Origin of the sequence: Nonomuraea sp. NPDC048881 (genome assembly GCF_040649795.1) — a bacterium.
Lineage (GTDB): Bacteria > Actinomycetota > Actinomycetes > Streptosporangiales > Streptosporangiaceae > Nonomuraea.
Map to the genome: position 1 here is coordinate 1 of NZ_JBEZGC010000008.1, position 26,717 is coordinate 26,717.

Consider the following 26,717-nt stretch of genomic DNA (forward strand, 5'->3'; position numbering starts at 1 on the left):
GGCCGGATGGCGTACTACCGGCTGGAGGATCCGCACGTACGGATGCTGCTGGACCTGGCGCTGGCCCACACCGAGCACACCGAGGCCATCCACCCCGAACGCGAAGGGACGTCATGATGGGCGCCGGACACGGGCACGGACACGGACAGGCCCAGGGGCACGCCGGGGCCCGGCACCGCTGGCGGCTGGCGGTCTCGTTCGTCCTGATCGGCGCGTTCTTCCTGGTCGAGCTGGGCTACGGCCTCTTGTCGGGGTCGCTGGCCCTGATGTCGGACGCCGGGCACATGGCCGCCGACGTCGTCACCCTCGGCGCGGCGCTGGTCGCCACCAGGATCGCCGCTCGCCCCGACACCACCGGCCGGCGCAGCTACGGCTCCTACCGGGCCGAGGTGTTCGCCTCGCTGCTGGCCGTCGTGCTGATGCTCGGCGTCGCCCTGTACGTCGTGATCGAGGCGATCGGCCGCATCGGCGGGAACGCCGAGGTCTCCTCCGGCCCGATGCTCGTCGTCGGCGCCATCGGCCTCGTGGTGAACCTCGTGGCCCTGCTCCTGCTGCGCTCGGGCGCGAGCGAGAGCCTCAACGTCAAGGGCGCCTACCTGGAGGTCGTGGCCGACACCGCCGGCTCGGTCGGCGTCATCGTGGCCGGCTGGCTGGTGGCCACCACCGGGCAGGCGTTCTGGGACACCGTCGTCGCGCTGGCCATCGGGGTGTTCGTGGCCGTCCGCGCGATCTCGCTCGGCCGGCAGGTGTTCGCGGTGCTCGGGCAGCACGTGCCCGAGGGCATCGACGCCGCCGCCGTGGCGGCCGACCTGGCCGCCATCGACGGCGTGCACAACGTGCACGACCTGCACCTGTGGACGCTCACCTCCGGCATGAACGTGGCCACCGCGCACCTGGTCACCGCCGAGCCGGGCGACAACCACGCCGTCCTGGACCGGGCCCGCGACGTGCTGCGGCAGCGCCACCACATCGCGCACGCCACGTTGCAGGTGGAGCCGGTCGACCACCAGGGCTGCGACGAACTGGGCTGGTAGCGGGCGGCGCGCCGGCCCTGCCGTCCCCACGCTGCACTTGTCCAACATTGGACGACTCAAATTCTTCCCACGGGTGGATTTGTCGGCTTATGTATTCTCCTGGGCCGCTGAATCGGGAAAGACACCTGTTTCATCACAGTTCGAGGAGCTCGTATGCGCATCACCCTGCGCAGAGGCACCTTCCGCGTCCTTGCGACGGCCGCGGCACTGTCCCTGCCTCTGGCTCTCCTTCCGACCGCGGCGCAGGCGGACCCCACGCCTGCCCCGGCCGAGAAGAAGCTGATCGACTCGGTCACCGCGCCGGCGGTGAAGAAACACCTGCAGGCATTACAGAACATCGCCGACGCCAACAACGGCAACCGCGCCGCCGGCACCAGCGGCCACCTGGCCTCGCGCGACTACGTCGCGGCCAAGCTCAAGAAGGCCGGTTACAACGTCACCCTCCAGCCGTTCGACATCGCCTACTTCGAGGAGAAGTCCACGGCGCTGATGGAGCGCGTCTCCCCCAGCCCGCGCGTCTTCACCCCGACCCCGCCCGACGGCTCCTCCGTCGGCGAGTTCGCCACCATGACGTACTCCGGGTCCGGCGAGGTCACCGCTTCGCTGCAGAACGTGGACCTCGTCCTGCCGCCCGGCCCGACGCCCAGCACGTCCAACTCCGGGTGCGAGGCGGCCGACTTCGCCGGGTTCACGCCGGGCAACATCGCGCTGCTGCAGCGCGGGACCTGCGACTTCGTGGTCAAGGCGAACAACGCCAAGGCCGCGGGGGCCGTGGCGGTGATCGTCTTCAACGAGGGCCAGCCGGGCCGCACCGCGACCCTGCGCGGGAACCTCGGCACGCCCGTCACCATCCCCGTGCTGGGCACCAGCTTCGACGTCGGCCAGGAACTGGCCACGACCGGCGGCGTGATCCACATCAAGACCGACACCGTCAGCGAGATGCGCACCACCTACAACGTCATCGCCGACTCCAAGTGGGGCGACCCGAACAAGGTGGTCATGTCCGGCGCCCACCTCGACTCCGTCCCGGCCGGGCCCGGCATCAACGACGACGGCTCCGGCACCGCCGCCACGCTCGCCGTCGCCGAGGCCCTGGGCAAGATCCCGACCCGCAACCGGCTGCGCTTCGCCTGGTGGAGCGCCGAGGAGCTGGGCCTGCTCGGCTCGATCCACTACGTCGAGACCCTGCCCGCGGCCGAGCTGTCCAAGATCAAGCTCTTCCTCGACTACGACATGCTCGGCTCCACCAACTACGCCTTCAAGATCTACGACGGCGACGACTCCGACGGCGTCGGCGCCCCCGCGGGCCCGCCCGGCTCCGACGAGATCGAGAAGCTCTACGAGAAGTACTTCGACCTGCTGCACCAGGGACACAACGGCACCGACTTCGACGGCCGCTCCGACTACGGCCCGTTCATCGAGGCCGGCATCCCCTCCGGCGGCGTGTTCACCGGCGCCGAGGGCATCAAGACGCCCGAGGAGGCCGCGATCTTCGGCGGCACCGCCGGACAGCCCTACGACCCCTGCTATCACCAGGCCTGCGACACCATCGCCAACATCAACGACAAGGCGCTCGCGCTGAACACCGGCGCGGTCGCCACGGCGGCCGTCGTCTACGCCTACAGCCGCGACCTGCCCGGCCCCGACGCCGCCCGGCCGGCCGCCAAGGCCCGGACCGCCACAAGCACCCTCAAGGCGACCATCGAAGGCAGGGAGACCCGCTGACCCCGGCCCTCCCGTGCGCCCGCGCCGGGCGCACGGAAGGATCCGCTCACGCGTTCTACATGTAGATCGATTTGTCCAGTACGCTGATCAACGAGCATTTTGCGGAGAAATTGGAGAAACGCCATATTTTTTTTCTCGCGTCCACGGGTTGGAATGCAAGCAGACCAGCGGTTCACTGCTTCACCGGACGCCAGAAAGGCGGCGCAATGCACGTACTCGCTCAAGTCTCCGGCAACATCACCGCCATCGGTTACGGCCTGGCCGCGATCGGCCCCGGCGTGGGCGTCGGCATCATCTTCGGCCAGGGCGTGCAGGCCATCGCCCGCCAGCCCGAGGCGTATCCGCTGATCCGCCAGAACATCCTGCTCGGCTTCGTCCTCACCGAGGCGCTGGCCCTGATCGGGCTGGTGGCGCCGTTCATCTTCCAGTTCCTCAAGTAATCGCCGCGTTCCGCGACGCGAATGGCGAATTCGAGCTGAAGATGGGTGGCGATGACCGCCCCGGAGTCACGCCACCCCCACGACCATTCCTCCAGCGGACGTTCCTCAGCGCACGGGCAGGCCGGTTACCGCGCGGCCGATGATGAGCCGTTGAATCTCGCTCGTGCCCTCGAAAATCGTGTAAATCTTGGCGTCGCGGTGGAAACGTTCCACCGGGTGTTCCCGGGTGTAGCCGGCGCCGCCGAGGATCTGGATCGCCTGTTCGGTCACCCACACCGCCGTCTCGCCCGCCACCAGCTTCGACATCGAGCCCTCGGCCTGCTCGAACGGCCTGCCGTTGCGGGCCATCCAGGCGGCGCGCCAGGTCAGCAAGCGGGCCACGTCGACGCGGGTCGCCATGTCGGCGAGCAGGAACGCGATCGCCTGGTTGTCGCCGATCCTGCGGCCGAACTGCTCGCGTTCGCGGGCGTAGTCCCTGGCGTACTCGAAGCCCGCGCGGGCGATGCCGACGGCCATCGCGGCGACCGACGGGCGGGTGGTCTCGAACGTGCGCATCGCGGCCTGCTCGCCGGCGCGTTCGCCGTTGCGGACCCTGGCCAGGCGGGCGTCCAGCTTCTCCTTGCCGCCCAGCAGGCACGAGCCCGGCACGCGCACGTCCTCAAGGATCACCTCGGCGGTGTGCGAGGCGCGGATGCCGTGCTTGCGGAACTTCTGCCCCATCGACAGGCCCGGAGTGCCGGGCGGGACGACGAAACTGGCCTGCCCGCGGGTGCCCAGGGACGGGTCCACCGAGGCGACGACCACGTGCACATCGGCGATGCCGCCGTTCGTGGCCCAGGTCTTGACGCCGTTCAGCACCCAGTCGCCGTTGTCGTGCACGGCGCGGGTGCGGATGGCGCCGATGTCGGAGCCGGCGTCGGGCTCGGAGGCGCAGAAGGCGCCCAGCTTGACGTCGTTCTCCGTGCCGAACATCTGCGGCAGCCACTCCCCCAGCTGCTCCGGGGTGCCGTTCGCGGACAGCGCGGCGGCGGCCAGGCCGGTGCCGACGATGGACAGGCCGATGCCGGCGTCCCCCCAGAAGATCTCCTCGAACGCCACCGGCAGGGCCAGGCCGCTCTGCTCGAACCATTGGGTGGCGAAGAAGTCCAGCGAGTACAGGCCGATCTTGGCCGCCTCCTGGATCACGGGCCAGGGGGTCTGCTCGCGTTCGTCCCATTCGGCGCCCGCGGGGCGGATCACGTCGCGGGCGAACGCGTGGACCCAGTCACGCACCTCGATCACGTCGTCACTGAGCTCCGGACAGAACCCGGTCATCGTGTCCACTCCCTGGCCGTTCCTTTGTTACCGTCGGTAACACCCTACCGGCGAGTAGGGCTCGGCCGGAAGGTGCGGCGGTCCGGCGACTCACGGTAATGTTCTGGTCACCGTACGCCCATGTCGATCGAGGAAGGCCGATGGACCGCCGGCTCGCCGCACTTCTCGCCGTCCTCGCGCTGGGGGCGGCGTACCTGCTGCTCAGGCCGGTCGCGGGCGTCCGTGCCGTCGCCTACTTCGACGCCGCTGTGGGGCTGTATCCGGGGTCCGACGTGCGGGTCCTCGGGGTGCGGGTCGGGCGGGTCACCGCGGTCAGCCCGGCGGGCGCGCAGGTCCGGGTGGAGCTGGCGCTCGACGCCGGGCGCAAGGTCCCGGCCGCCGCGCAGGCGGTCATCGTGGCGCGATCGCTGATCGCCGACCGGTTCGTGCAGCTCACGCCGCCGTACCGGGGCGGGCCCGTGCTCCAGGACGGCGGCACGCTGGGCCGGACCCGCTCGCCGGTCGAGATCGACGAGGCGTTACGCGGCTACGACCAGCTCGCCGCGGCCCTCGCCCCACCGGTCTCGCCGGAGCCCGATTCCCCACGGTCCGGCTCCCCACGGTCCGGCTCCCCACGGTCCGGCTCCCCGCGGTCCGGCTCCCCACGGTCCGGTTCCCCGCGGCTCGGTTCGCCTCCGCCAGGGGCGGATGGTGTGGCGGCGGAGGAGCGTGGGGCGCTGGCGCGGTTGTTGCGGGTCTCGGCGGGCACGTTCGGAGGGCAGGGCGAGACGGTGGGGGCCACCGTGCGGGGCCTGTCCGACGCGGCCTCCGTGCTGGCCGGCGACGGCGACGACCTGGCTCAGACCGTCCGCGACCTGGCCACGATCACCGGGGCGATGGCCCGCGACGACGCGCGGATCCGGGCGTTCATGAAGGACCTGGCCGGCGTGTCGGCGCAGCTCGACGGCGAGCGCCAGGAACTGCGCGCGGTGCTGGGCCAGCTGTCCTCCACGCTCACACAGGTCGCCGACTTCGTCGAGGACAACAGGGGTGAGATCGCCGCCAACACCCGCGATCTCGCCCACCTCACCACCCTGCTGGTACGTCAGCGCGCGTCCATCGGCACGTTCCTCGACACCGCGCCACTCGCCCTGAACAACGCGAACAACGCCTACGACCCCGTGAGCGCGACGTTCCGGGCCCGGTTCAACCTCAACGGCCAGACCGACGACGTCGCGATGTGGTTGTGCTCGCTGGCCCATTCCATGGACGGCGGCTGCGAGTCGCTGCTCGGCGCGCTCAACCCCCTGGCACGGGCGCTCAACGACACGGTGGCGATCGACACGTCGTGGCTGCTGCCCGATGTGCGGGTCGACCGCCCCGACCTGTCGCTCGGCGGGCTCGTCACGATCCGCTGACCGCCTCACGCAGACCGGCCCCCATCAGGCGCCGGGTCGGCGTCCAGTGGGGGCCTGGGGGACGGGTCGGGGCGGTCAGCGGGCGGTAGGGGTGGAGCGGTGGGCGGAGGCGAGGACGGCCAGGGCGGCCACGCCCATGCCGATCGCCAGGCCGTACACCAGCGGGGTGAACCCGCCGAAGGCGGCCGCGAGCTGCGGGCCGACGCTGCCGCCGACGGCGAGGGCGAAGGAGAACAGCGCGAGCGCCGTGCCGCGGGCCGGTCCGGCCTGTGCGGAGATGGCCTCGTTCATGCTGGGCAGGCCGCCGGTGATGGCGGCGACGTAGACGGCCAGCAGGAGCACCAGGCCGAGGGCGCCGGCCCCGCTGAACGCGACGGCCGCCAGGGCGAGCGCGCCCACGGCCAGGAACGCGGCGGCCCTGGCCGTGGCGGGGATCCGGGCCAGCCACGGCATGAGCACCGGCATCAGCACGATCGAGGGCAGCCCGGAGGCGCGCAACGTGAGCAGGTCGGCGGCGGACGTGCCGCCGTAGATCTGCAACCCGGTGTAGACGGCGACGAACCCGGCCATCAGCATGACCGTCGCCAGGTAGCGCAGCGCGAGCACCCGGTCGAACAGCAGGCCGGGCACCGCGCGGTAGGCCGACAGCAGCGACCCGGCCGCCTCGCGCGGCAGGTCGGGCAGCATGACGGCGCGCAGGCCGAGCCCGGCGAGGGCGAAACCGGCGGCCGACAGCAGGAACAGCCCCCGCCAGCCGATCGTCTCGACCAGCACCTGTGCGGCGACCTGCAACAACACGGCCGAGGCCAGGAAAGCGCCGGTCACCGCGGCGATGGCGATCACACGGCGCCGCGGCTCCAGCCGTTCGACCAGGTAGGCCATGCCGGCGGGCGGGAACATCGCCACGGCCACCCCCTGCAGGGCACGCAACACCAGGGCCACCTCGACGTTCGGGCTCAACGCCACCAACGCGCTGGTCAACGCGGCAAGCGGCAGACCGGCCATCAGCAGGCGGCGGCGGCCGTGCCGGTCGGAAAGGGGGCCGAACACCAGGAACCCGATGCCGTAGCCGGCGCCGAACGCGGTGACCAGCCAGGTCAGGCCGCCGGGTGAGGCGTGCCAGCCGGTCGCCATGTCGTGCAGCAGGGGGATCACGATGTACAACTGGCCGCTGCACAGGACCGCGGTGAGGGTGAACGCCAACAGGGTGCGGCCGAAGCGGGCGTAATCGGTACGGACTGCCGGAGCGGCCGCCGTACGGGGAAGCGTGAGTGCCATGGGAGAGGACGGTAGCCAACCAACCAGTTGGACGTCAACTAGTTAGTTGGTTTTCAACCAACTAGTTGTTGGTGGCAGAATGGTGGCATGTCACCCAAGGTCTCGACCGCCGCCACCCGGGCCGCCCTGCTCGAAGCCGCCCGCGAGGAGTTCGCCGCGTACGGCGTGGCGGGGGCGCGCGTGGATCGCATCGCGGAGCGTGCCGGCGTCAACAAAGAGCGCATCTACGGGCATTTCGGCAACAAGGAGAAGTTGTTCGACGCCGTCATCAACGAGGCGCTCGACGACCTGACGTCGCAGATCGCCCTGCCCGGCGCCGACCCCGTCGACTACGTGGCCCGGCTGACCGACTACTACCGGCGCCATCCCGACCTGGTCCGGCTACTCATGTGGGAGGCGCTCAACTACCGCGGCCAGGAGCTGCTGCCCGGCCAGGAGGCCAGGGTCGAGCGGTGTGCGCGCAAGGCGGCCTCGCTGGCCGAGGGGCGCGGCGAGGAGCCGTCGAAGGCGACGGCGCGCACGCTGTTCATGCTGACCGGGCTCGCACTGTTCCCGTCGATGATGCCGCAGCTCGGGCGGATCATGCTGGGCGACGACGCCGACGACCACGACGCCATCCGCGACCAGATCAGCGCCTTCGTGACAGCGGCCCTCAAGTAGCGCCTCACGGGTCGCCCGCCCGCTGACGCCGCAGGCCGGTCAAGGAGCAGGCAAGGACAGGGCGCCGTGCCGAAGAGGGCCGACCGCTGTGGCGCATCCTCCCGAAGGCAGGCCAAGGGCGGCTGAGCCAGCCGCGTCGGCAGGCCGAGGCGGCGGGAGGCGTCACGGAGGCACGCCGTGCGCGGCGTGAGCCTCACGGAGCCTCACGGAGCCTCACGGAGGTGGTGGGGTGGGGCGGGGCAGGGTGAGCATCGGGGGGCGTTCGCCGATGGCGACCTGGCGGGTCAGGACGTCGTGGCCGCCCTCGCACCGCCGGAACTGGGCCAGCTCCACCCCCGGCGCCTGACGGGCCTCGATCTTCCCCTGGCGTCGCAGCCGCGACCACGCGGCCAGCATGATCTGGGCCGCCATCCCCCCGAGCGCCTCCGTCGACTGCGGGGCGTGCTCGCGCGAGCCCAGGTCCACCTGGGCCAGGCCGTCCAGCCCGGCCAGGTCCAGCAGGTCGATGAGCAGGCCGAGCTCGACCCCGTACCCGGTCAGGAACGGCACGCGTTCCAGGGCCGAGCGGCGGCCGGCGTACTCCCCGGCGAGGGGTTGCACGAAACCGGCCAGTTCGGGCCAGTGCAGGTTGAGCAGCGGGCGGGCGACCAGCTCGGTGACGCGGCCGCCGCCGTTGGGCACGCCGTTCAGCGGACGGTCGTAACAGCCCTTGGCGTAGGCGACGGTGGGATCGGTGAGCAGCGGCCCGAGCACCCCGGCGACCAGCGAGGCGCGGAAGTGCCTGATGTCGGCGTCGGCGAAGGCCACCACGTCGCCGGAGGTGACCGCCAGCGACTTCCACAGGGCCTCGCCCTTGCCCTCCAGCGGTGCGAGCTCGGGCAGGATGTCGCGCTGGGCGTGCACGGCGGCCCCGGCCCGCGCCGCCACGCGGGCGGTGTCGTCGGCCGAGCACGAGTCGATGACGACGAGCTCGTCCACCAGGCCGTCCAGCTCCCGCCGGATCACCTGGACGATCTCCCCCACGGTCTCCCGTTCGTCGCGGGCAGGCAGGACCACGCTCACCGTGGTGCCCCCCTTGGCCGCCACGAGGTCGCGCAGCGGCCAGTCCGCGGCGCACGACGTTCGGCGATGCCACCATTTCCGCACATCAGGCAGCATGTGCGACACCTCCCCCGTTCCCCCGCTTGTCAGCTTATGCGAGGGTCGCGTGACGCTCCAGGAAGGTATAGACGTCCGCCTCGTCCACACCCGGGAACGACCCGGGCGGCAGGGCGGCCAGGATGTGCGAATTGGCCCGCGCGGACGGCCAGGCGTAGCCCTCCCAGCGTTCGGCCAGCTCAGCGGGCGGACGGCGGCAGCAGTCGCCGTTGGGGCAGCTGGATTTGGTGCGGTTGGTGGTCTCCCGGCCCCGGAACCACCGCGACTCCCGGTACGGCACCCCCAGCGTGATCGCGAAGTCCCGTTCCCGCGAGGGATCGACGTGCGCGACGCAGAAATAGGTGCCGGTGGGCGAGTCGGAATACTGGTAGAACACCGAGAACCGGTCGGGCGAGGCGAACACCTGCCGCCCCGACCACTGCAGGCACATCCGTTGCCCCTCGATGGCCCCCTGCTCGTCGGCGGGGAAGACGATGCCGTCGTTCTCGTACGCCTTGTAGATGGTGCCACCGGCATCGTTGCGCACGAAGTGGCAGACGAGGCCCAGGTGGTGGGTGGCCAGGTTGGTGAAGCGGTGGGCGGCCATCTCGTAGGAGACGGCGAACACGTCCCGCAGGTCCTCCACCGACAGCGCCCGCGCCGCCTTGGCCTCCTGGAGGTAGGGGGCGGCGGCCCGTTCGGGCACGAGCACGGCGGCGGCGAAGTAGTTGGCCTCGGTGCGCTGGCGCAGGAAGTCGGCGAAGTCGCGCGGCTTGCCGTGGCCGAGCGCGAGGTGCCCGAGCGTCTGGAGCAGGATCGTGCGCGGGGTGTGCATGCCGAGCTGCTCGTGTTTGACGTAGATGCGCCGGTTACGCAGGTCGGTGATGGAACGCACCGAGCGCGGCAGGTCCTGGGCGGTGTGGACGGTGTAGCCGAAGTGCGTGACCAGGCCCTGGATCGTGCTCTGGGACAGGGCTCCGGTGCGGTAGCCGACGGCGTCGAGGGCCTCGGCCGCGGCCTTCTCGATGTCGGGGAAGTAGTTGCCCACCTCGCGCTGCCTGCGCCGCAGCTCGGCGTTGGCGGCCCTGGCCTCCTCGGGGGTGGCGGTGCCGCGGGCCTGCCGGGCGCGCAGCTCGCCGTACAGGCCGAGCAGGTGTTCCAGGACGTCGTTGGGCACGCGTGCGGACACCTTGAGCCGGGGCAGGCCGAGACCGGCGTAGATGGGGTCGCGCTGCGCCTCCTCCAGCGCGATCTCCAGCTGGGCGCGCCGGTTGGGCGGCTGACGGCGCAGCAGCTCCTCGACGGGGACGCCCAGCGCGGTCGCCAGGGACTTGAGCAGCGAGAGCTTGGGCTCGCGCTTGCCGTTCTCGAGCAGCGACAGCTGGCTGGGCGCCCTGCTGACGCGCGAGCCCAGGTCCGACAGGGTGAGGCCGCGCTGTTTGCGCAGGTGGCGCAGACGTTGGCCGAACGCGATCAGATCGAGCTCCTGCGTCAAAGACAGCGGTTCTTCGCCTAGCAGGGACGCCATACAGGCATCTTAGACAGAAATTCGGCCCATTTTCTAGCCTTTGGACACCCAGGGCGCGTCGCAGCGGGACGCGCGAGCCGCTTGCGGTTCGGGATGAGGATTGGTCTAGGCCAACAGGAAAACTTGCGATTTCTTCTCATCTGAATACCCACGAGTAATGCACGTCCTGGAAACTTTGACGCTTCTTCTCAGCTCTAGAGCCTATTGACCCGCGGCCTCCGGGCAGATCATCGACGTGAGCCCCAGGGGACGACAAAGGAGCGAACGATGAACGATCGCCTCAAGGGAGCTGCGGAGCAGCTGCAGGACAAGTGGGAGAACGACCCTCGCTGGGCGGGCGTCGAGCGCACGTACAGCGCGCAGGACGTGATCCGGTTGCGGGGAAGCGTCCAGGAGGAGCACACGCTGGCCCGGCTCGGCGCCGAGCGCCTGTGGGACCTGCTGCACACCGAGGACTACGTCAACGCCCTCGGCGCGCTGACCGGCAACCAGGCCGTCCAGCAGGTGAAGGCCGGGCTGAAGGCGATCTACCTGTCCGGCTGGCAGGTGGCCGCGGACGCCAACCTCGGCGGCCAGACCTACCCGGACCAGAGCCTCTACCCGGCCAACTCCGTGCCCGCCGTCGTGCGCCGCATCAACAACGCGCTGCTGCGCGCCGACCAGATCACCTGGTCGGAGGGCGTGCCGGACGCGCCGCACTGGCTGGCGCCGATCGTGGCCGACGCCGAGGCCGGGTTCGGCGGCGTGCTGAACGCGTTCGAGCTGATGAAGGGCATGATCGCGGCCGGCGCCGCGGGCGTGCACTGGGAGGACCAGCTCGCCTCCGAGAAGAAGTGCGGCCACCTGGGCGGCAAGGTGCTGATCCCGACCGGCCAGCACATCAAGACGCTCAACGCCGCGCGGCTGGCCGCCGACGTGTGCGGCGTCCCCTCACTGATCGTCGCGCGGACCGACGCACAGGCCGCGACGCTCCTGACCAGTGACGTGGACCCGCGCGACCAGGCCTTCACCACCGGCGAGCGCACCGCCGAGGGCTTCTACCGGGTGCGCAACGGCGTGGACTCCTGCATCGCCCGCGGCCTGGCCTACGCCCCCTACTCCGACCTGCTGTGGATGGAGACCGGCACGCCGGACCTGGACGTGGCCCGCGAGTTCGCCGAGGCGATCAAGGCCCGCTACCCGGACCAGATGCTCGCCTACAACTGCTCGCCGTCGTTCAACTGGAAGGCGCACCTGGACGACTCCACGATCGCCAAGTTCCAGCGCGAACTCGGGCACATGGGATACAAGTTCCAGTTCATCACGCTGGCCGGGTTCCACTCGCTGAACTACTCGATGTTCGACCTCGCCCAGGGCTACGCCACCGACGGCATGACGGCCTACGTCGAGCTCCAGGAGGCCGAGTTCGCCGCCGAGTCGCGCGGATACACCGCGACCAGGCACCAGCGCGAGGTCGGCACCGGCTACTTCGACCTGGTCAGCACGGCCGTCGCGCCCGACTCCTCGACGACCGCGCTCAAGGGCTCCACCGAGGAGGAACAGTTCCACCACTGATCTTCTGATCTCGCCGGCCACCTCCAGGGCATGGGACGGTTCCCCCGGCGAAGGGCCGCGCCGGCTCCCCCAGCCCGGCGCGGCCCCTTTTTCTTGTCCCTTCGATGCCCGTCATGTGATCAGCCGCCCTCCCGGGCCCACGACGGCAGGTCCTGCCGCTCGGTGATGTCGCGGACGAGCTGGGCGTGCGCGTCCTCGGCCTGCTGCCTGGTGGACCAGTGCAGGCTGAGCACCTCCTCGCCGCCCGTCCCCGGATCGGCGCCGGGCGGCGACAGGCGCACAGTCGACTCGAACAGCAGCGGCACCGTCCCGCCGTCGGCCTGGTCGAGCACCAGATGCAGGGTGCGGATGCGGAACGTTCCCGCGGCGGTGCCGACGCGGTCGTCCCCGATCGTGCGCCGGGCGCGGTCGGCCAGCAGCTCCTGCGCCCGCGCCGGGCTGATGGGGTTGCCCTCAATGTCGTAGTAGCTCATGTACGGCCTCGCTCTCGGGTGCGGGAGGGGGACCACGCTTCCCCCGCTCACCTCGATCATGAGGCATGCGCGGTCAGGACGCTCCGGTGGCCGTCGGGGTGGCCGGGACCGAGACGGTGGGGCCGGGCGACTCGCCGGGGCCGTCCTGGGGGATCGTGCTGATCGAGCCCGACGGCCGCGGGCAGTCGCGGCGGCCCCCGTCCCCACGGCGGCGACCTGCCGGGCCGGCGCACGGACCGGGCTCCGCCCCGCCCGGATCACCCAGATCGCCCGGCCCGGACGTGCCGGACGGGCGGGCGGGACGGGACGGGCGGGACCGGCGGAAGTCGTCGGACCACCGGTCGGGTTCGGAGGTGAGGCTCGCGACATGCCCGCCCGGCGTGCGGAAACGCGTGCCGGACACCGCGGGCGTGGCCGCGCTCGCCGCGCTCGCCGTGGGCGCCGAGCTCGCCGGGGGCGCCGCGTGGACGGACGGCCGGACGCCGTCGGGGGTCGCCGCAGGCCGCTCGCTCGGTCGGGCGCTGTCCTGGGGCTGCACGACCGCGGGCTCGGGCAGCAGCGAGCCGCCGCCGAGGCTCAGGGCGTCCCCGCCGGAGGCCGCGATCACGGTGATCGCCGCGATCGAGACCGTGGCCAGCGCGGCGAAGCTCGCGTGCGACAGGTGCGCCCCGGCCTTCGCCCTGCTCCTGCGCCTGCTCCCGCGCTCGGACCCGGCCGGTTCCGCCGCCGATGTGATCGGGTGGCCCGCCCCGCCGCCCGCCGGACAGGGCACCTCGGCCCAGCTCCCGTCCAGCACGTCGGAGACCGCCCGGCGCAGGTCCCACGGATCGCCCACGCCCCCGGAGGCCAGCAGCGCCCGCAGCAGGCCGGCCGATCCGGGACGGGAAGCCGGGTCCTTGGCCAGAGCCGCTTCGACGGCCGGGCGCAGCAGGACGGGCACGCCGTCCAGACGCGGCGGGTCGAACAGGATGCGCCGGGTCAGCACGTCCGCCTCGCCGCCGCCGAACGGGTGGTGCCCGCTGGCAGCGTAGGCCACCAGGCAGCCCCACGCGAACACGTCCGAGGCGGGCAGGGCGGGGCCGCCGGTCAGCCGCTCGGGCGCCACCCAGCCGGGACTGCCCATGACCTGGCCGGCCTGGGTGTGGGCGGCGAGGGTGTCCACGTCGCAGGCGATGCCGAAGTCGATGACCCGCGGCCCTCCGGGCGACAGCAGCACGTTGCCGGGCTTGAGGTCGCGGTGCACCAGACCGGCCTCGTGCACGGCGACGAGCGCGGCGGCCACGCCGAGTGCCACGCCGTAGGCGAGGTCGGGCGTGAGCGCTCCCCCGGCCTTGACCACCTGGGACAGCGCGGGCCCCGGGATGTACTCGGTGACCAGGTACGGACGGACGGCCGTCCTCGACGCCGTCCTCGATGACGGCGGCGGTGCAGAAAGGCACCAATCTCCGCGAGAAAGCCACTTCCTCGGCGAAACGCGCCCGCAACGTGGCATCGTGGAGATGTACCGCGTGCGGCGTCTTGAGCGCGACGAGGCCGCCTTGCGGGTGTTCGGCCAGGTACACCACTCCCATCCCGCCCGTCCCCAAGCGGCCGAGGAGAAGGTACCGGCCGATGACGACCGGGTCGCCCACCGTAAGCGGTCGCACGCCAGGAGGCATGTCGCTCGCACCACGCGCCATCCGGGTCTCGCCTCTCCTGTGGGGGACACGGCAAGGCACACTGTGGCGGCATCCGGGGGCCCTTTCCGCATGTCTTGCGCAAGGGGTATCGAAGGTAAGGCGTTCGTGCCCGGAGGGTTAGTAAGTGCTGGGATGGAACGTTCTGAAGTGGCTTTCTGTGGTTTGCGGGCTTTCGCCCGGAAGAGGGTCAGGAGGCCAGGGCGCGGGCCTCGTCGGCCTCGACCTCGCGGTTCCAGTCGTTCTTGACCGCCCGCCAGCCCTCGTCGTCGACGCCGATGCGCCAGTAGCCGGAGATGGACAGCCGCTCCATCGGCACGCCCCGCTCCAGCCGCAGGTGACGGCGGAGCTCCTTGACGAAACCGGCCTCGCCGTGGACGAACGCGTGCACGTCCCCCTCGGGGAACTCCAGCGCGCGCACCGCCTCCACCAGCGCCTGGCCGACGGGCCGCGCGCCCCGGTACAGCCAGGTGATCCGCGCGTCGGCGGCCGTGCCGAGCTTCAGCTCGTCCCCGGGGCCGTCCACCTCCAGCAGGACGTGGGCCAGGGCGCCGTCGGGCAGCGCCTCCAGGGAGGCGGCGATGGCCGGCAGCGCGCTCTCGTCGCCCACCAGCAGGTGCCAGGCGGCCTCGGGGTCGGGCGCGTATCCGCCGCCGGGGCCCAGCATCAGCACGACGTCGCCGGGCCGGGCCGCTGCGGCCCACGGCCCGGCCAGGCCCTTGTGGCCGTGGTGGACGAAGTCGAGGGTCAGCTCAAGGGCGTCGGGGTCCCAGGCGCGCACGGTGTAGGTGCGCAGACGCGGCCAGAGCTCGCGCGGCATGGTCTCGCGCACGTGCTTGACGCTGAAGGGCTCGGGGTAGTCCACGCCCTCGTGCGGGAAGACGAGTTTCACGTAATGATCGGTGAGGCCGCGGCAGGCGAAGTCACGCAGGCCGTCGCCGCCGACCACGATGCGGATCATGTGCGGGGAGAGCCGCTCGGTCCGCAGGACGACGCCCCGATGGTGGTCCGTGGGCTTGTCAGCCATCACTTCAGCCCCCATATGTTAGTTAGGTATACCTAACCTTACAGTGGGATTGACGCGCATGGCCACCGCACCGCCTCGACGCCGTCCGCCGCGCGCAACCCCAAACTGTGAAATATCAGCTCAAGCTACCCTGACGCAGCAGGCCCAGTCAGGCCGCCGCCGAATCCCCCGCCGCACGGGCCGCGACCGCCTCCAGGAACGCCGACATGTGCCGGAAGGCCAGCCGCGCCTCCGGCAGCACGTCGGCCAGGATGGGGAACGCGTGCGGCATGCGCCGCCACTCCTCGTACCGCACCGGCACCCCCGCCTCCCGGGCCCGCTCGGCCACCCGGCGGGCCTCGTCCCGCAGCACCTCCGTGGAGCCGGTGACGATCATCAGCGGCGGCAGGCCGGTGAAGTCGCCGTGCACCGGCGAGACGAGCGGGTCCCACGGATCGAGCCCGCAGGTCCAGTGGCGGGCCAGCCAGCGCACCCGGCCCGCCGGCAACATGGGGTCGTGCCAGCGGTTGGCGCGGCGCGGGATGTCGGTCAGGTCCGCCCACGGCGACAGGCAGATCGCCGCGGCGGGCGTCGGCAGGCCGCGGTCGCGCAGCGCCAGCAGGGTGGCCAGCGTCAGGTGCCCGCCCGCCGAGTCCCCGGCGATGACGATGTCCTCGGGGGCGTGCCCGTTGCGCATCAGGCACTCGTAGGCGTCCAGCGCGTCGGCCAGGGAGTCGGCCAGCGGGTGCACCGGCCCCTGCCGGTAGTCCAGCGCGAGGACCGGCCGCCGGGCCACGGCCGACAGCCGCCAGGTGATGGGCCGGTGGGTACGCGGCGAGCACGAGAAGTAGCCGCCGCCATGGAAGTAGAGCAGCGCCTTGCGCTCGTCCACCCGGCCGGCGCGGACCCACTCGCCGCCGCAGTCCGGCCCCTCGGCGGGCGCGACGACGGCGTGCTCGGGAAGGCGCACCGGCATCAGCTGCGCCAGCTCGCCCAGGCGGGCCGCGCCGATCAGGGCCAGCGGATGACGCATCAGCACCGAGGAGGCGGGCTTCAGGGTGCCCCACATGACCGAGGTCAGGGCCCTGGCCTGCCAGCTCAAGGGGTAGTCGGGTGCCACGTCCTTGTTGATGCGCATGACGGTCCTCCACCCCTTTTCTTCCCGGAACGCCAGGGCTCTACCGGCCAGTAAGGATCTCGTCCCTGACGCGAATATTCCGGCCTTGTGCGACTCTGGGGATATGGCGGGATATTCGGGGACTCCGCTCCCCCGCAAGCTCGGCATCAAGCCGGGACACCAGGTCCTGGCCCTCGCCGCCCCCGCCGGCCTCGACCTCGGCGAACCCGCCGCCACCGTGCACCGCGAGCAGGACCAGCCCGCCGGCGCACGTCCCGCGTACGACGTCGTGCTGCTCTTCTGCCCCGACGCCGCCACCCTGTACCGCGCGTTCCCCCCGGCCAAGGCCGCGCTGGCCAGGAACGGCGGCCTGTGGATCTGCCGGATCAAACCCGCCTCCGGCATCCCCACCGACCTGTCGGACCGCCTCGTCCGCGACTTCGGCCTGGCCGCCGGGCTGGTCGACAACAAGGTCGCGGCCATCGACGAGACCTGGTCGGGCCTGCGCTTCGTTTATCGCGTTGCGGACCGCTGACCCACCGGCGGATAATTCCAGGCTCCCGCCAAGGCGGACCCGTGCCCGACCCCCGGCACGGCGCGTGACCGTGTCCTCACTCTCGGGAGGTGAGCCACCATTCCCCTCTACGCCCGCCTCGTCCGGTACGGCTTCCGCAAACACGCCGTCTACGTCTGGGCCGCGCTCGCCGGCGCGTTCACCAACAGCGTGTTCGGCGTCCTGCGCGCCTACGTCCTCATCGCCCTGTGGCAGGCCCGCCCCGGCCTGGCCGGCTACGACGTCACCGACGCCGTCACCTACTGCTTCGTCACCCAGGCCCTCATCGGCCCGATGATGCTGTTCGGCGGCGGCCTGGCCATCCCCGAGCGCATCCGCAGCGGCGACATCGCGCTCGACCTGGTCCGCCCCGCCTCGCTCCAGCTCTGGTCGCTGGCCGAGGACCTCGGCCGGGCCGCGTACCTGCTGCTGGTGCGCAGCCTCCCGCCGCTGCTGCTCGGCGCGGCCCTGTTCGGCATCACCACCCCCGCCTCCCCGGGCGCATGGGCGGCGGCCCTGACCGGCTGCCTCGTCGGCGTGCTCATCAGCTTCGGCTGGCGCTACCTCGTCGCGCTGTCGGTCTGCTGGCTCGCCGACGACCGGGGCGTGGCCGTCGTGTCCCTGGTCCTGACGACGTTCTTCAGCGGCATGATGCTCCCCCTCCACCTGTTCCCCGGCCCGCTGGGCGAGGTGGTCAGAGCCCTGCCGTGGGCCTCCATGGTCCAGGCGCCCGCCGACCTCTACCTCGGCAAGGCCCCCGTCGGGCAGACGCTCGCCCTCCAGGCGTTCTGGGCGGCGACGCTGTTCGCCCTCGGCCTGCTGGCCACCCGCGCCGTCCGCCACAAGGTGGTGATCCAGGGTGGTTAGGACGTACTTCCTGCTGGCCTGGACCTGGACCCGCGCCGCGGCCGCCTACCGCCTCTCCTTCGCCCTGATGGTCGTGTTCGGCCTGGTCACGGGGGCGATCGACGTCGCGGCCATCCTCGTCGTCTTCGCCAACACCACCACCCTGGCCGGCTTCACCCGCGAGGAGGTGCTGTTCCTGTACGGCGCCTCCGCCGTCTCCTTCACCGTCTGCGACACCTTCGTGAGCAACCTCGACCGCATCAGCCAGCACATCAAGGCCGGCACGCTCGACACGATCCTCATCCGCCCGGCCGCCGCGTGGATCCAGATCGCCGCCGACCGCTTCGCGCCCACCAGGATCGGCCGCGTCTTCCAGGCCGTGGCCGTGCTCGCCTACGCCGTCGCCGCGCTCGGCCTCGACTGGCGGCGGGCCTGGATGATCCCCGTCATGATCGTCACCGGCCTCGTCATCTTCACCGCGCTCTGGACGCTCGCCGGCGCGCTGCAGTTCGCGCTCACCGACGCCCCGGAGGTGGTCAACACCTTCACCTACGGCACCCACCAGCTCAGCCAGTACCCCCTCAGCATCTACGCCCGCGACCTGGTCCGCGGCGTCACGTACGCGCTGCCCCTGGCCTTCGTCAACTGGCAGCCCGGCCTCTACGTCCTGGGCCGGGACGACCCGTTCGGCACGCCCGGGTTCATGCGCTTCCTCGGACCGGCCGCCGCGCTGGTCCTCGCCCTGGCCGCCGCGGCGGCCTGGCGGCAGGGCATCAGGCACTACCGATCGACGGGGAGTTAACGATGATCGAGCTGCGCGAAGCGGGACGCTCGTTCAAGGTCAGGCGCACTGTCGTGCACGCCGTACGCGATCTGTCGTTCAGCGTGCCGGCCGGCGAGTTCGTCGGCTACCTCGGGCCCAACGGCGCGGGCAAGTCCACCACGATCAAGATGTTGTGCGGCATCCTCACCCCCACCACCGGCTCGGTGCGGGTGGCCGGGCTCGACCCCTCGCGCCGACGCACCACGCTCGCCCGGCGCATCGGCGTGGTGTTCGGCCAGCGGACCACCCTGTGGTGGGACCTGCCGCTCAAGGACAGCTTCGAACTGGTCCGGCACCTTTACAAAGTAGATCGTAGAACCTTCCGGGTCCGACTGGCCGAGCTGACCGAGACCCTCGACCTCGGCTCCTTCCTGCGCACCCCGGTGCGTCAGCTCAGCCTGGGGCAGCGCATGCGCGGCGACCTGGCCGCGGCGCTGCTGCACGCGCCCGACGTGCTGGTGCTGGACGAGCCGACCATCGGCCTCGACGTGGTCAGCAAGGCCAGCATCCGCGGCTTCCTGAAGCGGCAGAACGCCGAACGCGGCACGACCGTGCTGCTGACCACGCACGACCTCGGCGACATCGAGCGCCTGTGCCGCCGGATCATGCTGATCGACCACGGCCGGCTGGCCTTCGACGGGACGCTCGCCGAGCTCATGGCCACGGCGCCGGAGCAGGCCACCATCGAGGACGTGGTGACCAGGCTCTACACCGGCACTCAGTAGTAGCCGCCCTCCTGCGTGGTCTCGTAGTCGTCGTCGTCGAGGTCGTCGTGCGGGCGCGACCAGCGGGAGGGCATCAGCACGGGGATGAACAGGACCACGCCGAGCAGGGCCAGCACGCCCGTGGTGAGCAGGGTCCTGTCGCCCGCGCCGGCGTCCAGGACGATCTGGTGGACCGACGCCTGGTCGGGGATGAGGGACAGCGCCCTGCCGGTGTCGAGGGCGTAGACGACGGTCCAGGCCAGCAGCACCATCGAGGGCACGAACGTGGCCAGCGGCGAGATCCGGCCGGCCACGACGAGGCCGACGACCAGCCCGACCGCGGCCATGGCGCCGAGGGCGATCCACATCTTCTGGTTGTCGGGCGGCGGCGGGGTGATCGCCGCGCTGGCGAGGGCCTGCTGCACGGCCCATCCGCCACCCCCGAGGACGGCCGCCGTGACCACGACGCCGATGAGCAAACCTGCTAAGTGCCGCAACGTTCTCACCTCAAATGTCAACGCGAATGTCAACGCGCTCGGCACGACCCTAGCGACAAATGCCATTTCCGGACCAGGCATCAGCCCGCCCGGAAGTTAGGGGTCTCATGCGAGGGAGCCTCGTGAGACCATGTGGCACACATGCGTGCGCGACTTCCCCTCCGGCTCACGCGGACGGCCGCCTTCGCCGCCGTCTGCGTGACCCTCGCTGCCCTCGCCCACATGGCGGGCGGCGGCGGGCGTCCGGGGCCGTGGGCGGCGGCGCTGGGCCTGGTGGCGGTGTCCGGCCTGGGGCTGGCGCTGTCCGGCAGGGAACGCTCGGCGCCGCTGATCAACGTCGTGCTGGGTGTGGCGCAGTTCGGCCTGCACGAGCTGTTCGCGGGCGGCAGCCCGTCCTCCTACGTCTTCGAGCACGGCCACGGCCAGGGCCTGGCCGTCAACGCGGGCATGCTGCTCGCGCACCTCACGGCGACCCTGATGACCGGCTGGTGGCTGTCGCGCGGCGAGATCGTGCTGTGGTCGCTGCTGCGCCGGCTGGGGTTGCGGCTCGTGCCGCCGCTGCTCGCGGTCGTGCCCGCGGTGCGGCCGGGCGTCCCGGTCGTGCACACCAGGGTGGTCCCCCCGCAGCCGGAGTTCCGGCACCGGGTGGCCAGGCGTGGTCCTCCACTTCCCGCCTGACCTGCTGACACCCGTAGACCCCTGTCATTTTCCGAAGTGGAGTTCCGCCATGTCCTTCGTCCGTCGCGCGGCGACCGTGCTCGCCGCCGCCACCGCCCTCACCGCCGGCCTGGCGCTGCCCGCGCTGGCCCACGTCTCCATCAACCCGGGCACCGCCGAGCAGGGCGGGTTCACCAAGGTCGCCTTCCGGGTGCCCAACGAGCGGGACAACGCCGCCACGACCAAGGTCCAGGTCAGCTTCCCCACCGACCATCCGCTGGCGTTCGTGTCGGTCAAGCCCGTGCCGGGCTGGGACGTCAAGGTCACCGAGGGCAAGCTGCCCAAGCCGGTCAAGACGGAGTACGGCGACCTGGAGGAGGCCGTCACCACGGTCGTGTGGTCCGGCGGCAAGATCAACCCGGGTGAGTTCCAGGAGTTCGAGGTGTCCATGGGCCAGCTCCCCAAGGACGTCGACTCGCTGACGTTCCCGACGAAGCAGACCTACTCCGGCGGCGAGGTGGTCGACTGGGCAGACGCGCCCAAGTCCGACGGCACCGAGGCCGAGCACCCCGTTCCCACGCTGAAGCTCGTCCCGGCCTCCGGCGACGACGACCACCACTCCGCCGCGAGCGCGTCGGCCTCGGCCGCGCCGGCCGCCGCCACGGGCCCTTCGGTGGCGCCGGTGGCGGCCTCCGCGGCCTCCTCCTCCGACGGCACGGCCCGCCTGCTGGGCGGCGCCGGGCTGGTCGTCGGCGTCATCGGCGTCGTCGTCGGCGCCCTGGGCCTGCGCCGCCGGTCGGCCTGACCCTCGCGCCCCTGACCCACGCGACGCGGCGTCCCCGGCCGGGCATCCTCGCCCGGCCGGGGACGCGCCACCCGGTCAGGACGTGATGTCCTTGCCGGAGAAGCGCGCCCACGCGATCGAGCAGAACAGCACGATGTAGGCGCCGAAGGCCAGCAGCCCGTCCCGCAGCGCCGACAGGTCCATCGGGCTGCGCAGCACCGCGTCGAAGTTGGTGAACCTGGTCGGCAGCAGGTACGGCGTCACCGCGCTCAGCTCGGGGAAGGCCCGCAGCACCTGGCAGACGACCACCAGCACGAGCGTGGCGGCCACCGCCCCGATGGACACCTCGGTGAACGTCGACAGCGCCAGCGCGACGGCCGCCAGCGCCGCCATGCCGGCCCCGACGTAGCCGACGGCGATGAGGATGCGCAGCAGCCCCTCGCCCATGGAGATCGTCGTGCCCGACAGCAGCGTCACCGGCCCGGCCGGGAACAGGATCAGCCCGGTGACCAGCGCCGACAGCGCCACCACCGCCGTGACGGCGTAGGCGAAGACGACCGCGTTGAGGTATTTGACGGCCAGCAGGCGGGTGCGTCCCGCGGGCGCGGCCAGCAGGTAGCGCAGAGTGCCGCCGCCCGCCTCCCCGGCCACCGAGTCACCGGCGACCACGCTGACGGCGACCGGCATCAGCAGCAGCACGAGGAACGAGAACGCGACGAACGTGAGCATGAGGCTGTTGCCCGCCACGCTCTGGATGAACCCGCCCATCCCGTCGCGGTCGTCGCCGCCGAACGCGCGCAGGGCGAGGCCGAGGACGGCCGGCACGGAGGCGAGCACGGCCAGCATCACCAGGTTGCGCGGCCGGCGGAAGGTCAGGCCCAGCTCCGAGCCGAGCAGCCGCCAGAACGCCCACCTCGCCCGCCGCGGGCCGTCGGCGGCGTCCGTCCCGGAGTCCCGCGCGGGGACGGCCGCGGCCTGTCGGGCCGGGTCCTGTGTGTGCCGCTCCACCGTGCGCAGCGTCTCGGTCACGGGCACCAGGCCGGGCATGCGCCCATCGGACCGGCCGTCCCGCGCCTGCGGCGCCCCGGTGTCCCGCGTCCGCGGCGCGTGTGTCCCAGCGTCCGGCGCCGAGGTGTCAGCCGTCGACATCGAAGCCCTCCCCCGTCAGTCCGACGAACACGTCCTCCAGGCTCGGCCGCAGCACGGCCAGCCCCCGTACGGCGACCCCTTCGCCGACCAGCGCGGCGTTGATCCGCTCCGGCGCGTGGCCGCCCAGCTCGGCCGTCACGTCGGCGTCGCCGCGCCGCACGTCGGCCAGCCCCAGCCCGCCGAGCACCCGCGCGGCGTCGGCCACGTCGGGTGTCTCGACCCGGACGCGCGTGGCCAGGCCGCCGTTCAGCGAGGCGATCGTGCCCTGGGCGGCCAGCTTGCCGGTCCGCATGATGGCGGCGTGCGTGCACATCTGCTCGACCTCGGCCAGCAGGTGCGAGGAGACGAAGACGGTGGTGCCGCCGGCGGCGATGTCCTTGACCAGCGCGCGCACCTCGCGGGTGCCCTGCGGGTCGAGGCCGTTGGTCGGCTCGTCCAGGACGAGCAGCTCGCGCGGGCCGAGCAGCGCGGCCGCGATGGCCAGCCGCTGGCGCATGCCGAGCGAATAGTTGCGGTAGCGCTTGCCGGCCGCGGCCGACAGGCCCACCCGGTCGAGCGCGGCGGCGACGCGCGCCCGCGCGGTGCGGCGCACCGCGGTGGGGTCGGCGGCGTCGAAGCGCATAAGGTTGGCCTCGCCCGACAGGTACGGGTAGAACGCCGGCCCCTCCACCACCGCCCCCACCCGGGGCAGCGCCCGCGGCAGCGGCAGCCCGAGCAGGGAGTGCTCCCCCTCGGTGGGCGCGATGAGGCCCAGCAGCATGCGGATGGTCGTGGTCTTGCCCGAGCCGTTGGGCCCGAGGAAGCCGAAGACCGAGCCGCGCGGCACCGCCAGGTCGAGCGCGTCCACGGCCACCTGGCCGCCGCGGAAACGCTTGGTCAGGCCGCGCGTGACGATGGCGTGCTCCCCGGAGGGCGGGGCCGCCCCGAAGGGCGCCCCCGCTTCCTGCGTGACGGCGGTGGTCACCTGACGCCCGCCGCCTGGGTGATCTCCTCCGGGGTGACCGCGCCGGCCAGCAGGCGGCCGTCGTCGGTCAGCAGGACGGTGACGAGCTTCGTCCTGATCAGCCGGCCCGAGCCCCACGTGCCGCTCACCGGCGTGGCCGACTTCAGGACGGTGTCGGCCAGCGCCCCCACGTCGGCCTTCGAGCCGTCGCCGGGCGTCGGGCCCTCGCCCGCCGCCGGACGGCCGGCCGCCGTGAGGTCCTCCGGCTTGAACGGCAGGACGGCCACGGTCGTCCACCCGTCGCCGACGACCTTGAGCTCGCCCGCGACCTTCTCGGCCTGCTCGGCGTGCTGCTCGGCGCGCTTGGCGTCGCCCAGCTCGCTGAGGTCCTTCTCCTCCACCTTGGCGCCCGCGGGCGGGGTGAAGGCGAAGTTCTCCGCGGCCGGCGGCGTGAACGTCACCTGGGTGAAGCCGACCTGGAAGGCCGGTTCGGCCGAGCCCTTGGCGTAGACCTGGACCTGGAGCGGGACGTAGGTCTCGCCGTCGAGCGCGAGCCGCACCTCCTGCACCAGCGAGCCCTCGTCCTTGGGGGCGAGGACGAGCTGGTAGACCGGACGGCCCGCCACCTCAGCGGTGTTGATCACGCGGACCGCGGTGTGCTCGCCGGCCTTGGCCAGCAGTTGCTCGGCCACCTGCGGCGGCGTCAGCTGGGTCGGCGGCGTGCTGGGCAGCTTGTGCTCCTGGCCCGTGCCCGGCTTGATGGTCAACCTGGTCGCGGTGTTGGTGGCGCTCTCCCAGTACCAGCCCTGTTCGCCGTTGACGATCAGGTTGGTCTCGTTCAGCTGGGTCGGCATGGCCACCCGGAACCGGTCGGCGCCGCCGTACCAGACCTTGATCTCGTGCGAGCCGGACAGCAGGCTCAGCGGCGACTCACCGCCGGTCTGGGGCAGCGACGGCAGGCCGAGCGAGGCCGTCTGCTGCACCGTGCCGGACATGGGCGGCAGGCCGCCTCCCTTGCTCGTCGCCGCCACGGCGTCGGCCAGCAGCTGCTGGGCCGAACGCTCGGGCAGGACGGGCTCGCCGCTCACCGCCGCGATGACCGGGCCGGCTCCGATCGCGCCACCGATCAGCGCCGCCGCGGCGATCGGGACTCCCCACCTCACGAACGTGCCTCTGCGCATCTCACTCCTTAACGGTATGTCGATGACCAGAGCCTGCGGCATGCATCCTGTGGCCGGCCTGAGACTGTCTGAGACGCCTCTCAGCCTTCTCAGCGGCGTCTCAGCTCAGGGACGGGAGAATCAGCACATGAGAGTACTGGTCGTCGAGGACGAGCGGCGGATGGCCGCGGCCCTCCAGCGCGGGCTGCAGGCCGAGGGGTTCGCCGTGGACCTCGCCCACGACGGCGAGGAGGGCCTGCACGCGGCCCGGCAGGGCGACTACGACGTCGTGGTGCTGGACATCATGCTGCCGAGGCTGTCGGGCTACAACGTGTGCAAGCAGTTGCGCGCGGAGGAGAACTGGGTGCCGATCCTCATGCTGTCGGCCAAGGACGGCGAGTACGACATGGCCGACGGCCTCGACCTCGGCGCCGACGACTACCTGACCAAGCCCTTCTCGTACGTGGTGCTGGTGGCCAGGCTCCGGGCCCTGCTGCGGCGCGACTCGGGGCGGCGGCCGTCGGTGCTGGCGGCCGGCGACCTGACCCTCGACCCGGCCCGCCGGAAGGTGCAGCGGGGCGAGACGCCGGTGGAGCTGACGCCGAGGGAGTTCGCGCTGCTGGAGTTCCTCATGCGCCGCCGTGACGAGGTGGTGTCGAAGTCGGAGATCCTGGAACACGTGTGGGACACCTTCGACACCGACCCGAATGTGGTCGAGGTCTACGTCGGCTACCTGCGGCGCAAGGTCGACGCCCCCTTCGGCAGGAACGCGCTGCAGACCGTGCGCGGCGCGGGCTACCGGCTGGCGGGCGACGGTGGCTGACACCCCGATGGCCTGGTGGCGGCGTCAGGGGCTGCGGTTCAGGCTGACGGTCGCGGCGGCCGCCGTGCTGGGGCTGGCGCTGGCTCTGTCGGCCTCGGTGCTGCTGTCGGTGCTCGACCGGGCGCTGATCGACACGGTCGACACCTCGACCAGGCAGCAGGCCCAGACCGTGCGCGTGGCGGCCGACGCCGGGACGCTGACCAGCCCGATCACCACGCACGACGGCACGATCGTCCAGGTGCTCGACCGCAGCGGGCGGATCACGCACGTCACGTACGGCACCGACCGGCTGGTGCCGCTGCTGGACGCGGCGGCCAGGGCCAGGGTGCTGCGCGAGGGGCGGGCGACGTTCCTGGACGGGCGGCCGTACGCGATCCCGGGGCCGCTGCGGGTGGTGGTGCTCAGCGCCGACCACGGGCAGACGGTGCTGGCCGCCAGGCCGATCGGCGAGATCCAGACGAGCCTGGGCGTGGCCGGACGCGTCCTGCTGGTCGGCACGCCCGCGCTGGTCGTGCTGCTGGCGGTGGCGAGCTGGCTGATGATCGGCAGGACGCTGCGCCCGATCTCGTCGCTGCGCCGGGTCGCCGCCGAGATCACGCACACGGCCCGGTCCCGGCGGCTGCCGGTGCCGCAGTCGCGCGACGAGGTGTACGCCCTGGCCACCACGCTCAACGGCATGCTGGCCCGGCTGGAGGAGGCCGAGCAGCGCCAGCGCGCGCTGGTCTCCGACGCCGCCCACGAGCTGCGCAGCCCGCTGGCCAGCATCCGGCTCCAGCTGGAGGTGGCGCTCGGCCATCCGGAGGGCCAGGAGTGGCGGGAGACCGCCGAGGGCGTGCTGGAGGACGCCCTGCGGCTGTCCAGGCTGGCCGAGGACCTGCTCGCGCTGGCCCGCCTGGACGAGCGCGGCGGCGTGCCGGCCCGCGACGAGCCGGTCAACCTCGACGAGGTGGTGCGCCAGGTCGCCGAGCGGTACGGCGAGGCCCGGCTGACCGCGTGCGACCCCGTGGTGGTGCGCGGGGACGCCCTCGACCTGAGCCGGGTGCTGACGAACCTGATGGACAACGCCGTCCGGCACACCTCCTCGAAGGTCGAGGTGGCGCTGACCGCCGACGGCGTGCTGACGGTGACCGACGACGGGCCCGGCATCCCCGAGCAGGACCGGGAGCGGGTGTTCAACCGGTTCACCCGGCTGGACTCCGGGCGCAGCAGGGACGAGGGCGGGGCCGGCCTGGGGCTGGCGATCGTCCGGGAGACCGTGCGCGCCCACGGCGGGACGGTGGTGCTGCAGGACGCGGCGCCAGGCCTGCGTGCCGTGGTCCGCCTTCCGGTGTCCCGCTAGGCGGGCGCCGGGGCCGAGCGATCGGCGGGAGCGATCGGCGGGAACGATCGGCGGGGACGCTCGCCCGCGCGACGCGCTCGGGGCGCCGGCGGGCTGGGGG

The 26,717-nt window shown here is 72.2% G+C and carries 26 protein-coding genes; 14 read left to right on the forward strand and 12 right to left on the reverse strand.

Annotated elements, in window-relative coordinates:
* Positions 1–113: 113 nt before the first annotated feature.
* From AB0C33_RS27215 to atpE, 3 genes are all read left to right on the forward strand, one after another.
* Positions 114–1,034 (forward strand): cation diffusion facilitator family transporter, encoded by a 921-nt coding sequence (locus tag AB0C33_RS27215; protein WP_358292784.1) that lies wholly within the window; start codon positions 114–116, stop codon positions 1,032–1,034.
* 153 nt (positions 1,035–1,187) lie between these two features.
* Positions 1,188–2,759 carry a M28 family metallopeptidase gene (locus AB0C33_RS27220; protein ID WP_358292786.1) on the forward strand — a complete coding sequence of 524 codons (1,572 nt, stop codon included), beginning with the start codon at positions 1,188–1,190 and terminating at the stop codon, positions 2,757–2,759.
* A gap of 206 nt (positions 2,760–2,965) precedes the next feature.
* Positions 2,966–3,199: an ATP synthase F0 subunit C gene (atpE, locus tag AB0C33_RS27225; protein ID WP_352329951.1), complete on the forward strand. Its 234-nt coding sequence runs from the start codon at positions 2,966–2,968 to the stop codon at positions 3,197–3,199.
* Positions 3,200–3,304: 105 nt separating this feature from the next.
* Here the strand turns inward: atpE and AB0C33_RS27230 are convergent, their stop codons facing one another.
* On the reverse strand, positions 3,305–4,513 hold the full coding sequence (locus AB0C33_RS27230; RefSeq protein ID WP_358292788.1) for an acyl-CoA dehydrogenase family protein: 1,209 nt from the start codon (positions 4,511–4,513) through the stop codon (positions 3,305–3,307).
* A gap of 140 nt (positions 4,514–4,653) precedes the next feature.
* Here AB0C33_RS27230 and AB0C33_RS27235 point away from each other — a divergent pair, with 140 nt between their 5' ends.
* Positions 4,654–5,910 carry an MlaD family protein gene (locus AB0C33_RS27235; protein ID WP_358292791.1) on the forward strand — a complete coding sequence of 419 codons (1,257 nt, stop codon included), beginning with the start codon at positions 4,654–4,656 and terminating at the stop codon, positions 5,908–5,910.
* Between the two features lie 75 nt (positions 5,911–5,985).
* Here AB0C33_RS27235 and AB0C33_RS27240 read toward each other — a convergent pair whose 3' ends face one another.
* Positions 5,986–7,188, reverse strand: coding sequence for an MFS transporter (locus tag AB0C33_RS27240; RefSeq protein ID WP_358292794.1), 1,203 nt, complete (start codon positions 7,186–7,188; stop codon positions 5,986–5,988).
* Between the two features lie 87 nt (positions 7,189–7,275).
* Between AB0C33_RS27240 and AB0C33_RS27245 the strand changes: the two genes are divergently transcribed.
* Positions 7,276–7,848 (forward strand): TetR family transcriptional regulator, encoded by a 573-nt coding sequence (locus AB0C33_RS27245; protein ID WP_358292797.1) that lies wholly within the window; start codon positions 7,276–7,278, stop codon positions 7,846–7,848.
* 213 nt (positions 7,849–8,061) lie between these two features.
* Here AB0C33_RS27245 and AB0C33_RS27250 read toward each other — a convergent pair whose 3' ends face one another.
* Both AB0C33_RS27250 and AB0C33_RS27255 read right to left on the reverse strand, forming a co-directional pair.
* Positions 8,062–9,006: a glucosyl-3-phosphoglycerate synthase gene (locus tag AB0C33_RS27250; protein ID WP_358292800.1), complete on the reverse strand. Its 945-nt coding sequence runs from the start codon at positions 9,004–9,006 to the stop codon at positions 8,062–8,064.
* A gap of 34 nt (positions 9,007–9,040) precedes the next feature.
* The gene (locus AB0C33_RS27255) at positions 9,041–10,513 is read right to left on the reverse strand and encodes a helix-turn-helix domain-containing protein (RefSeq protein WP_352351541.1); all 1,473 of its coding nucleotides are present in this window, start codon (positions 10,511–10,513) and stop codon (positions 9,041–9,043) included.
* 267 nt (positions 10,514–10,780) lie between these two features.
* Here AB0C33_RS27255 and aceA point away from each other — a divergent pair, with 267 nt between their 5' ends.
* Positions 10,781–12,067: an isocitrate lyase gene (gene aceA, locus AB0C33_RS27260; protein ID WP_352351543.1), complete on the forward strand. Its 1,287-nt coding sequence runs from the start codon at positions 10,781–10,783 to the stop codon at positions 12,065–12,067.
* A gap of 119 nt (positions 12,068–12,186) precedes the next feature.
* Here the strand turns inward: aceA and AB0C33_RS27265 are convergent, their stop codons facing one another.
* The 4 genes from AB0C33_RS27265 to AB0C33_RS27280 all read right to left on the reverse strand — a co-directional run bounded on the left by AB0C33_RS27265 (position 12,187) and on the right by AB0C33_RS27280 (position 16,360).
* A complete protein-coding gene (locus AB0C33_RS27265) occupies positions 12,187–12,540 on the reverse strand; it encodes a hypothetical protein (RefSeq protein ID WP_352351545.1) in 354 nt (117 codons plus the stop codon).
* 73 nt (positions 12,541–12,613) lie between these two features.
* Complete coding sequence (locus AB0C33_RS27270; RefSeq protein ID WP_358292805.1) at positions 12,614–14,290, reverse strand: serine/threonine-protein kinase; 1,677 nt, start codon at positions 14,288–14,290, stop codon at positions 12,614–12,616.
* 116 nt (positions 14,291–14,406) lie between these two features.
* The gene (locus tag AB0C33_RS27275) at positions 14,407–15,243 is read right to left on the reverse strand and encodes a siderophore-interacting protein (RefSeq protein WP_358292808.1); all 837 of its coding nucleotides are present in this window, start codon (positions 15,241–15,243) and stop codon (positions 14,407–14,409) included.
* Positions 15,244–15,391: 148 nt separating this feature from the next.
* Entirely contained in the window at positions 15,392–16,360 is a 969-nt protein-coding gene (locus tag AB0C33_RS27280; RefSeq protein ID WP_358292811.1) for an alpha/beta hydrolase, read from the reverse strand.
* A gap of 103 nt (positions 16,361–16,463) precedes the next feature.
* Here AB0C33_RS27280 and AB0C33_RS27285 point away from each other — a divergent pair, with 103 nt between their 5' ends.
* The 4 genes from AB0C33_RS27285 to AB0C33_RS27300 all read left to right on the forward strand — a co-directional run bounded on the left by AB0C33_RS27285 (position 16,464) and on the right by AB0C33_RS27300 (position 19,286).
* A complete protein-coding gene (locus AB0C33_RS27285; RefSeq protein ID WP_358292814.1) occupies positions 16,464–16,874 on the forward strand; it encodes a hypothetical protein in 411 nt (136 codons plus the stop codon).
* Positions 16,875–17,063: 189 nt separating this feature from the next.
* Positions 17,064–17,759 carry an ABC-2 family transporter protein gene (locus AB0C33_RS27290; RefSeq protein WP_358292817.1) on the forward strand — a complete coding sequence of 232 codons (696 nt, stop codon included), beginning with the start codon at positions 17,064–17,066 and terminating at the stop codon, positions 17,757–17,759.
* Positions 17,752–18,540 (forward strand): ABC-2 family transporter protein, encoded by a 789-nt coding sequence (locus AB0C33_RS27295; RefSeq protein ID WP_358292820.1) that lies wholly within the window; start codon positions 17,752–17,754, stop codon positions 18,538–18,540. Before AB0C33_RS27290 ends, AB0C33_RS27295 begins: the two co-directional genes overlap by 8 nt.
* A gap of 2 nt (positions 18,541–18,542) precedes the next feature.
* Positions 18,543–19,286: an ATP-binding cassette domain-containing protein gene (locus AB0C33_RS27300; protein WP_358292823.1), complete on the forward strand. Its 744-nt coding sequence runs from the start codon at positions 18,543–18,545 to the stop codon at positions 19,284–19,286.
* Here AB0C33_RS27300 and AB0C33_RS27305 read toward each other — a convergent pair.
* Positions 19,280–19,762: a hypothetical protein gene (locus tag AB0C33_RS27305; RefSeq protein ID WP_358292826.1), complete on the reverse strand. Its 483-nt coding sequence runs from the start codon at positions 19,760–19,762 to the stop codon at positions 19,280–19,282. The two genes, AB0C33_RS27300 and AB0C33_RS27305, sit on opposite strands and share 7 nt — an antisense overlap.
* A 141-nt stretch (positions 19,763–19,903) precedes the next feature.
* On the opposite strand from AB0C33_RS27305, the gene AB0C33_RS27310 reads away from it, so the two are divergent.
* Both AB0C33_RS27310 and AB0C33_RS27315 read left to right on the forward strand, forming a co-directional pair.
* Positions 19,904–20,440 (forward strand): MFS transporter, encoded by a 537-nt coding sequence (locus AB0C33_RS27310; protein ID WP_358292829.1) that lies wholly within the window; start codon positions 19,904–19,906, stop codon positions 20,438–20,440.
* 49 nt (positions 20,441–20,489) lie between these two features.
* Positions 20,490–21,224, forward strand: coding sequence for a YcnI family protein (locus AB0C33_RS27315; protein WP_358292832.1), 735 nt, complete (start codon positions 20,490–20,492; stop codon positions 21,222–21,224).
* Positions 21,225–21,299: 75 nt separating this feature from the next.
* On the opposite strand, the gene AB0C33_RS27320 is transcribed toward AB0C33_RS27315, so the two are convergent.
* The 3 genes from AB0C33_RS27320 to AB0C33_RS27330 all read right to left on the reverse strand — a co-directional run bounded on the left by AB0C33_RS27320 (position 21,300) and on the right by AB0C33_RS27330 (position 24,476).
* Positions 21,300–22,250 carry an ABC transporter permease gene (locus AB0C33_RS27320; protein WP_358292835.1) on the reverse strand — a complete coding sequence of 317 codons (951 nt, stop codon included), beginning with the start codon at positions 22,248–22,250 and terminating at the stop codon, positions 21,300–21,302.
* A gap of 88 nt (positions 22,251–22,338) precedes the next feature.
* Positions 22,339–23,316: an ABC transporter ATP-binding protein gene (locus AB0C33_RS27325; RefSeq protein WP_358292838.1), complete on the reverse strand. Its 978-nt coding sequence runs from the start codon at positions 23,314–23,316 to the stop codon at positions 22,339–22,341.
* Complete coding sequence (locus AB0C33_RS27330) at positions 23,313–24,476, reverse strand: DUF2092 domain-containing protein (protein WP_358292841.1); 1,164 nt, start codon at positions 24,474–24,476, stop codon at positions 23,313–23,315. Before AB0C33_RS27330 ends, AB0C33_RS27325 begins: the two co-directional genes overlap by 4 nt.
* A gap of 127 nt (positions 24,477–24,603) precedes the next feature.
* Between AB0C33_RS27330 and AB0C33_RS27335 the strand changes: the two genes are divergently transcribed.
* A complete protein-coding gene (locus tag AB0C33_RS27335) occupies positions 24,604–25,278 on the forward strand; it encodes a response regulator transcription factor (protein WP_352328085.1) in 675 nt (224 codons plus the stop codon).
* The gene (locus AB0C33_RS27340; RefSeq protein ID WP_352351573.1) at positions 25,271–26,617 is read left to right on the forward strand and encodes an ATP-binding protein; all 1,347 of its coding nucleotides are present in this window, start codon (positions 25,271–25,273) and stop codon (positions 26,615–26,617) included. Before AB0C33_RS27335 ends, AB0C33_RS27340 begins: the two co-directional genes overlap by 8 nt.
* The last annotated feature ends 100 nt before the right edge of the window (positions 26,618–26,717 follow it).

Bases quoted from the DNA above. Each gene is read 5' to 3' on its own strand.
- AB0C33_RS27235 (WP_358292791.1), top strand. From the start codon at position 4,654: ATGGACCGCCGGCTCGCCGCACTTCTCGCCGTCCTCGCGCTGGGGGCG.
- AB0C33_RS27285 (WP_358292814.1), top strand. From the start codon at position 16,464: ATGGCGGGATATTCGGGGACTCCGCTCCCCCGCAAGCTCGGCATCAAG.
- AB0C33_RS27275 (WP_358292808.1), bottom strand. From the start codon at position 15,243: ATGGCTGACAAGCCCACGGACCACCATCGGGGCGTCGTCCTGCGGACC.
- AB0C33_RS27310 (WP_358292829.1), top strand. From the start codon at position 19,904: ATGCGTGCGCGACTTCCCCTCCGGCTCACGCGGACGGCCGCCTTCGCC.
- AB0C33_RS27280 (WP_358292811.1), bottom strand. From the start codon at position 16,360: ATGCGCATCAACAAGGACGTGGCACCCGACTACCCCTTGAGCTGGCAG.
- AB0C33_RS27265 (WP_352351545.1), bottom strand. From the start codon at position 12,540: ATGAGCTACTACGACATTGAGGGCAACCCCATCAGCCCGGCGCGGGCG.
- AB0C33_RS27300 (WP_358292823.1), top strand. From the start codon at position 18,543: ATGATCGAGCTGCGCGAAGCGGGACGCTCGTTCAAGGTCAGGCGCACT.
- AB0C33_RS27230 (WP_358292788.1), bottom strand. From the start codon at position 4,513: ATGACCGGGTTCTGTCCGGAGCTCAGTGACGACGTGATCGAGGTGCGT.
- AB0C33_RS27240 (WP_358292794.1), bottom strand. From the start codon at position 7,188: ATGGCACTCACGCTTCCCCGTACGGCGGCCGCTCCGGCAGTCCGTACC.
- AB0C33_RS27220 (WP_358292786.1), top strand. From the start codon at position 1,188: ATGCGCATCACCCTGCGCAGAGGCACCTTCCGCGTCCTTGCGACGGCC.
- AB0C33_RS27315 (WP_358292832.1), top strand. From the start codon at position 20,490: ATGTCCTTCGTCCGTCGCGCGGCGACCGTGCTCGCCGCCGCCACCGCC.
- AB0C33_RS27320 (WP_358292835.1), bottom strand. From the start codon at position 22,250: ATGCCCGGCCTGGTGCCCGTGACCGAGACGCTGCGCACGGTGGAGCGG.
- AB0C33_RS27215 (WP_358292784.1), top strand. From the start codon at position 114: ATGATGGGCGCCGGACACGGGCACGGACACGGACAGGCCCAGGGGCAC.
- AB0C33_RS27250 (WP_358292800.1), bottom strand. From the start codon at position 9,006: ATGCTGCCTGATGTGCGGAAATGGTGGCATCGCCGAACGTCGTGCGCC.
- AB0C33_RS27335 (WP_352328085.1), top strand. From the start codon at position 24,604: ATGAGAGTACTGGTCGTCGAGGACGAGCGGCGGATGGCCGCGGCCCTC.
- AB0C33_RS27330 (WP_358292841.1), bottom strand. From the start codon at position 24,476: ATGCGCAGAGGCACGTTCGTGAGGTGGGGAGTCCCGATCGCCGCGGCG.
- AB0C33_RS27245 (WP_358292797.1), top strand. From the start codon at position 7,276: ATGTCACCCAAGGTCTCGACCGCCGCCACCCGGGCCGCCCTGCTCGAA.
- AB0C33_RS27255 (WP_352351541.1), bottom strand. From the start codon at position 10,513: ATGGCGTCCCTGCTAGGCGAAGAACCGCTGTCTTTGACGCAGGAGCTC.
- aceA (WP_352351543.1), top strand. From the start codon at position 10,781: ATGAACGATCGCCTCAAGGGAGCTGCGGAGCAGCTGCAGGACAAGTGG.
- AB0C33_RS27270 (WP_358292805.1), bottom strand. From the start codon at position 14,290: ATGCGGAAAGGGCCCCCGGATGCCGCCACAGTGTGCCTTGCCGTGTCC.
- atpE (WP_352329951.1), top strand. From the start codon at position 2,966: ATGCACGTACTCGCTCAAGTCTCCGGCAACATCACCGCCATCGGTTAC.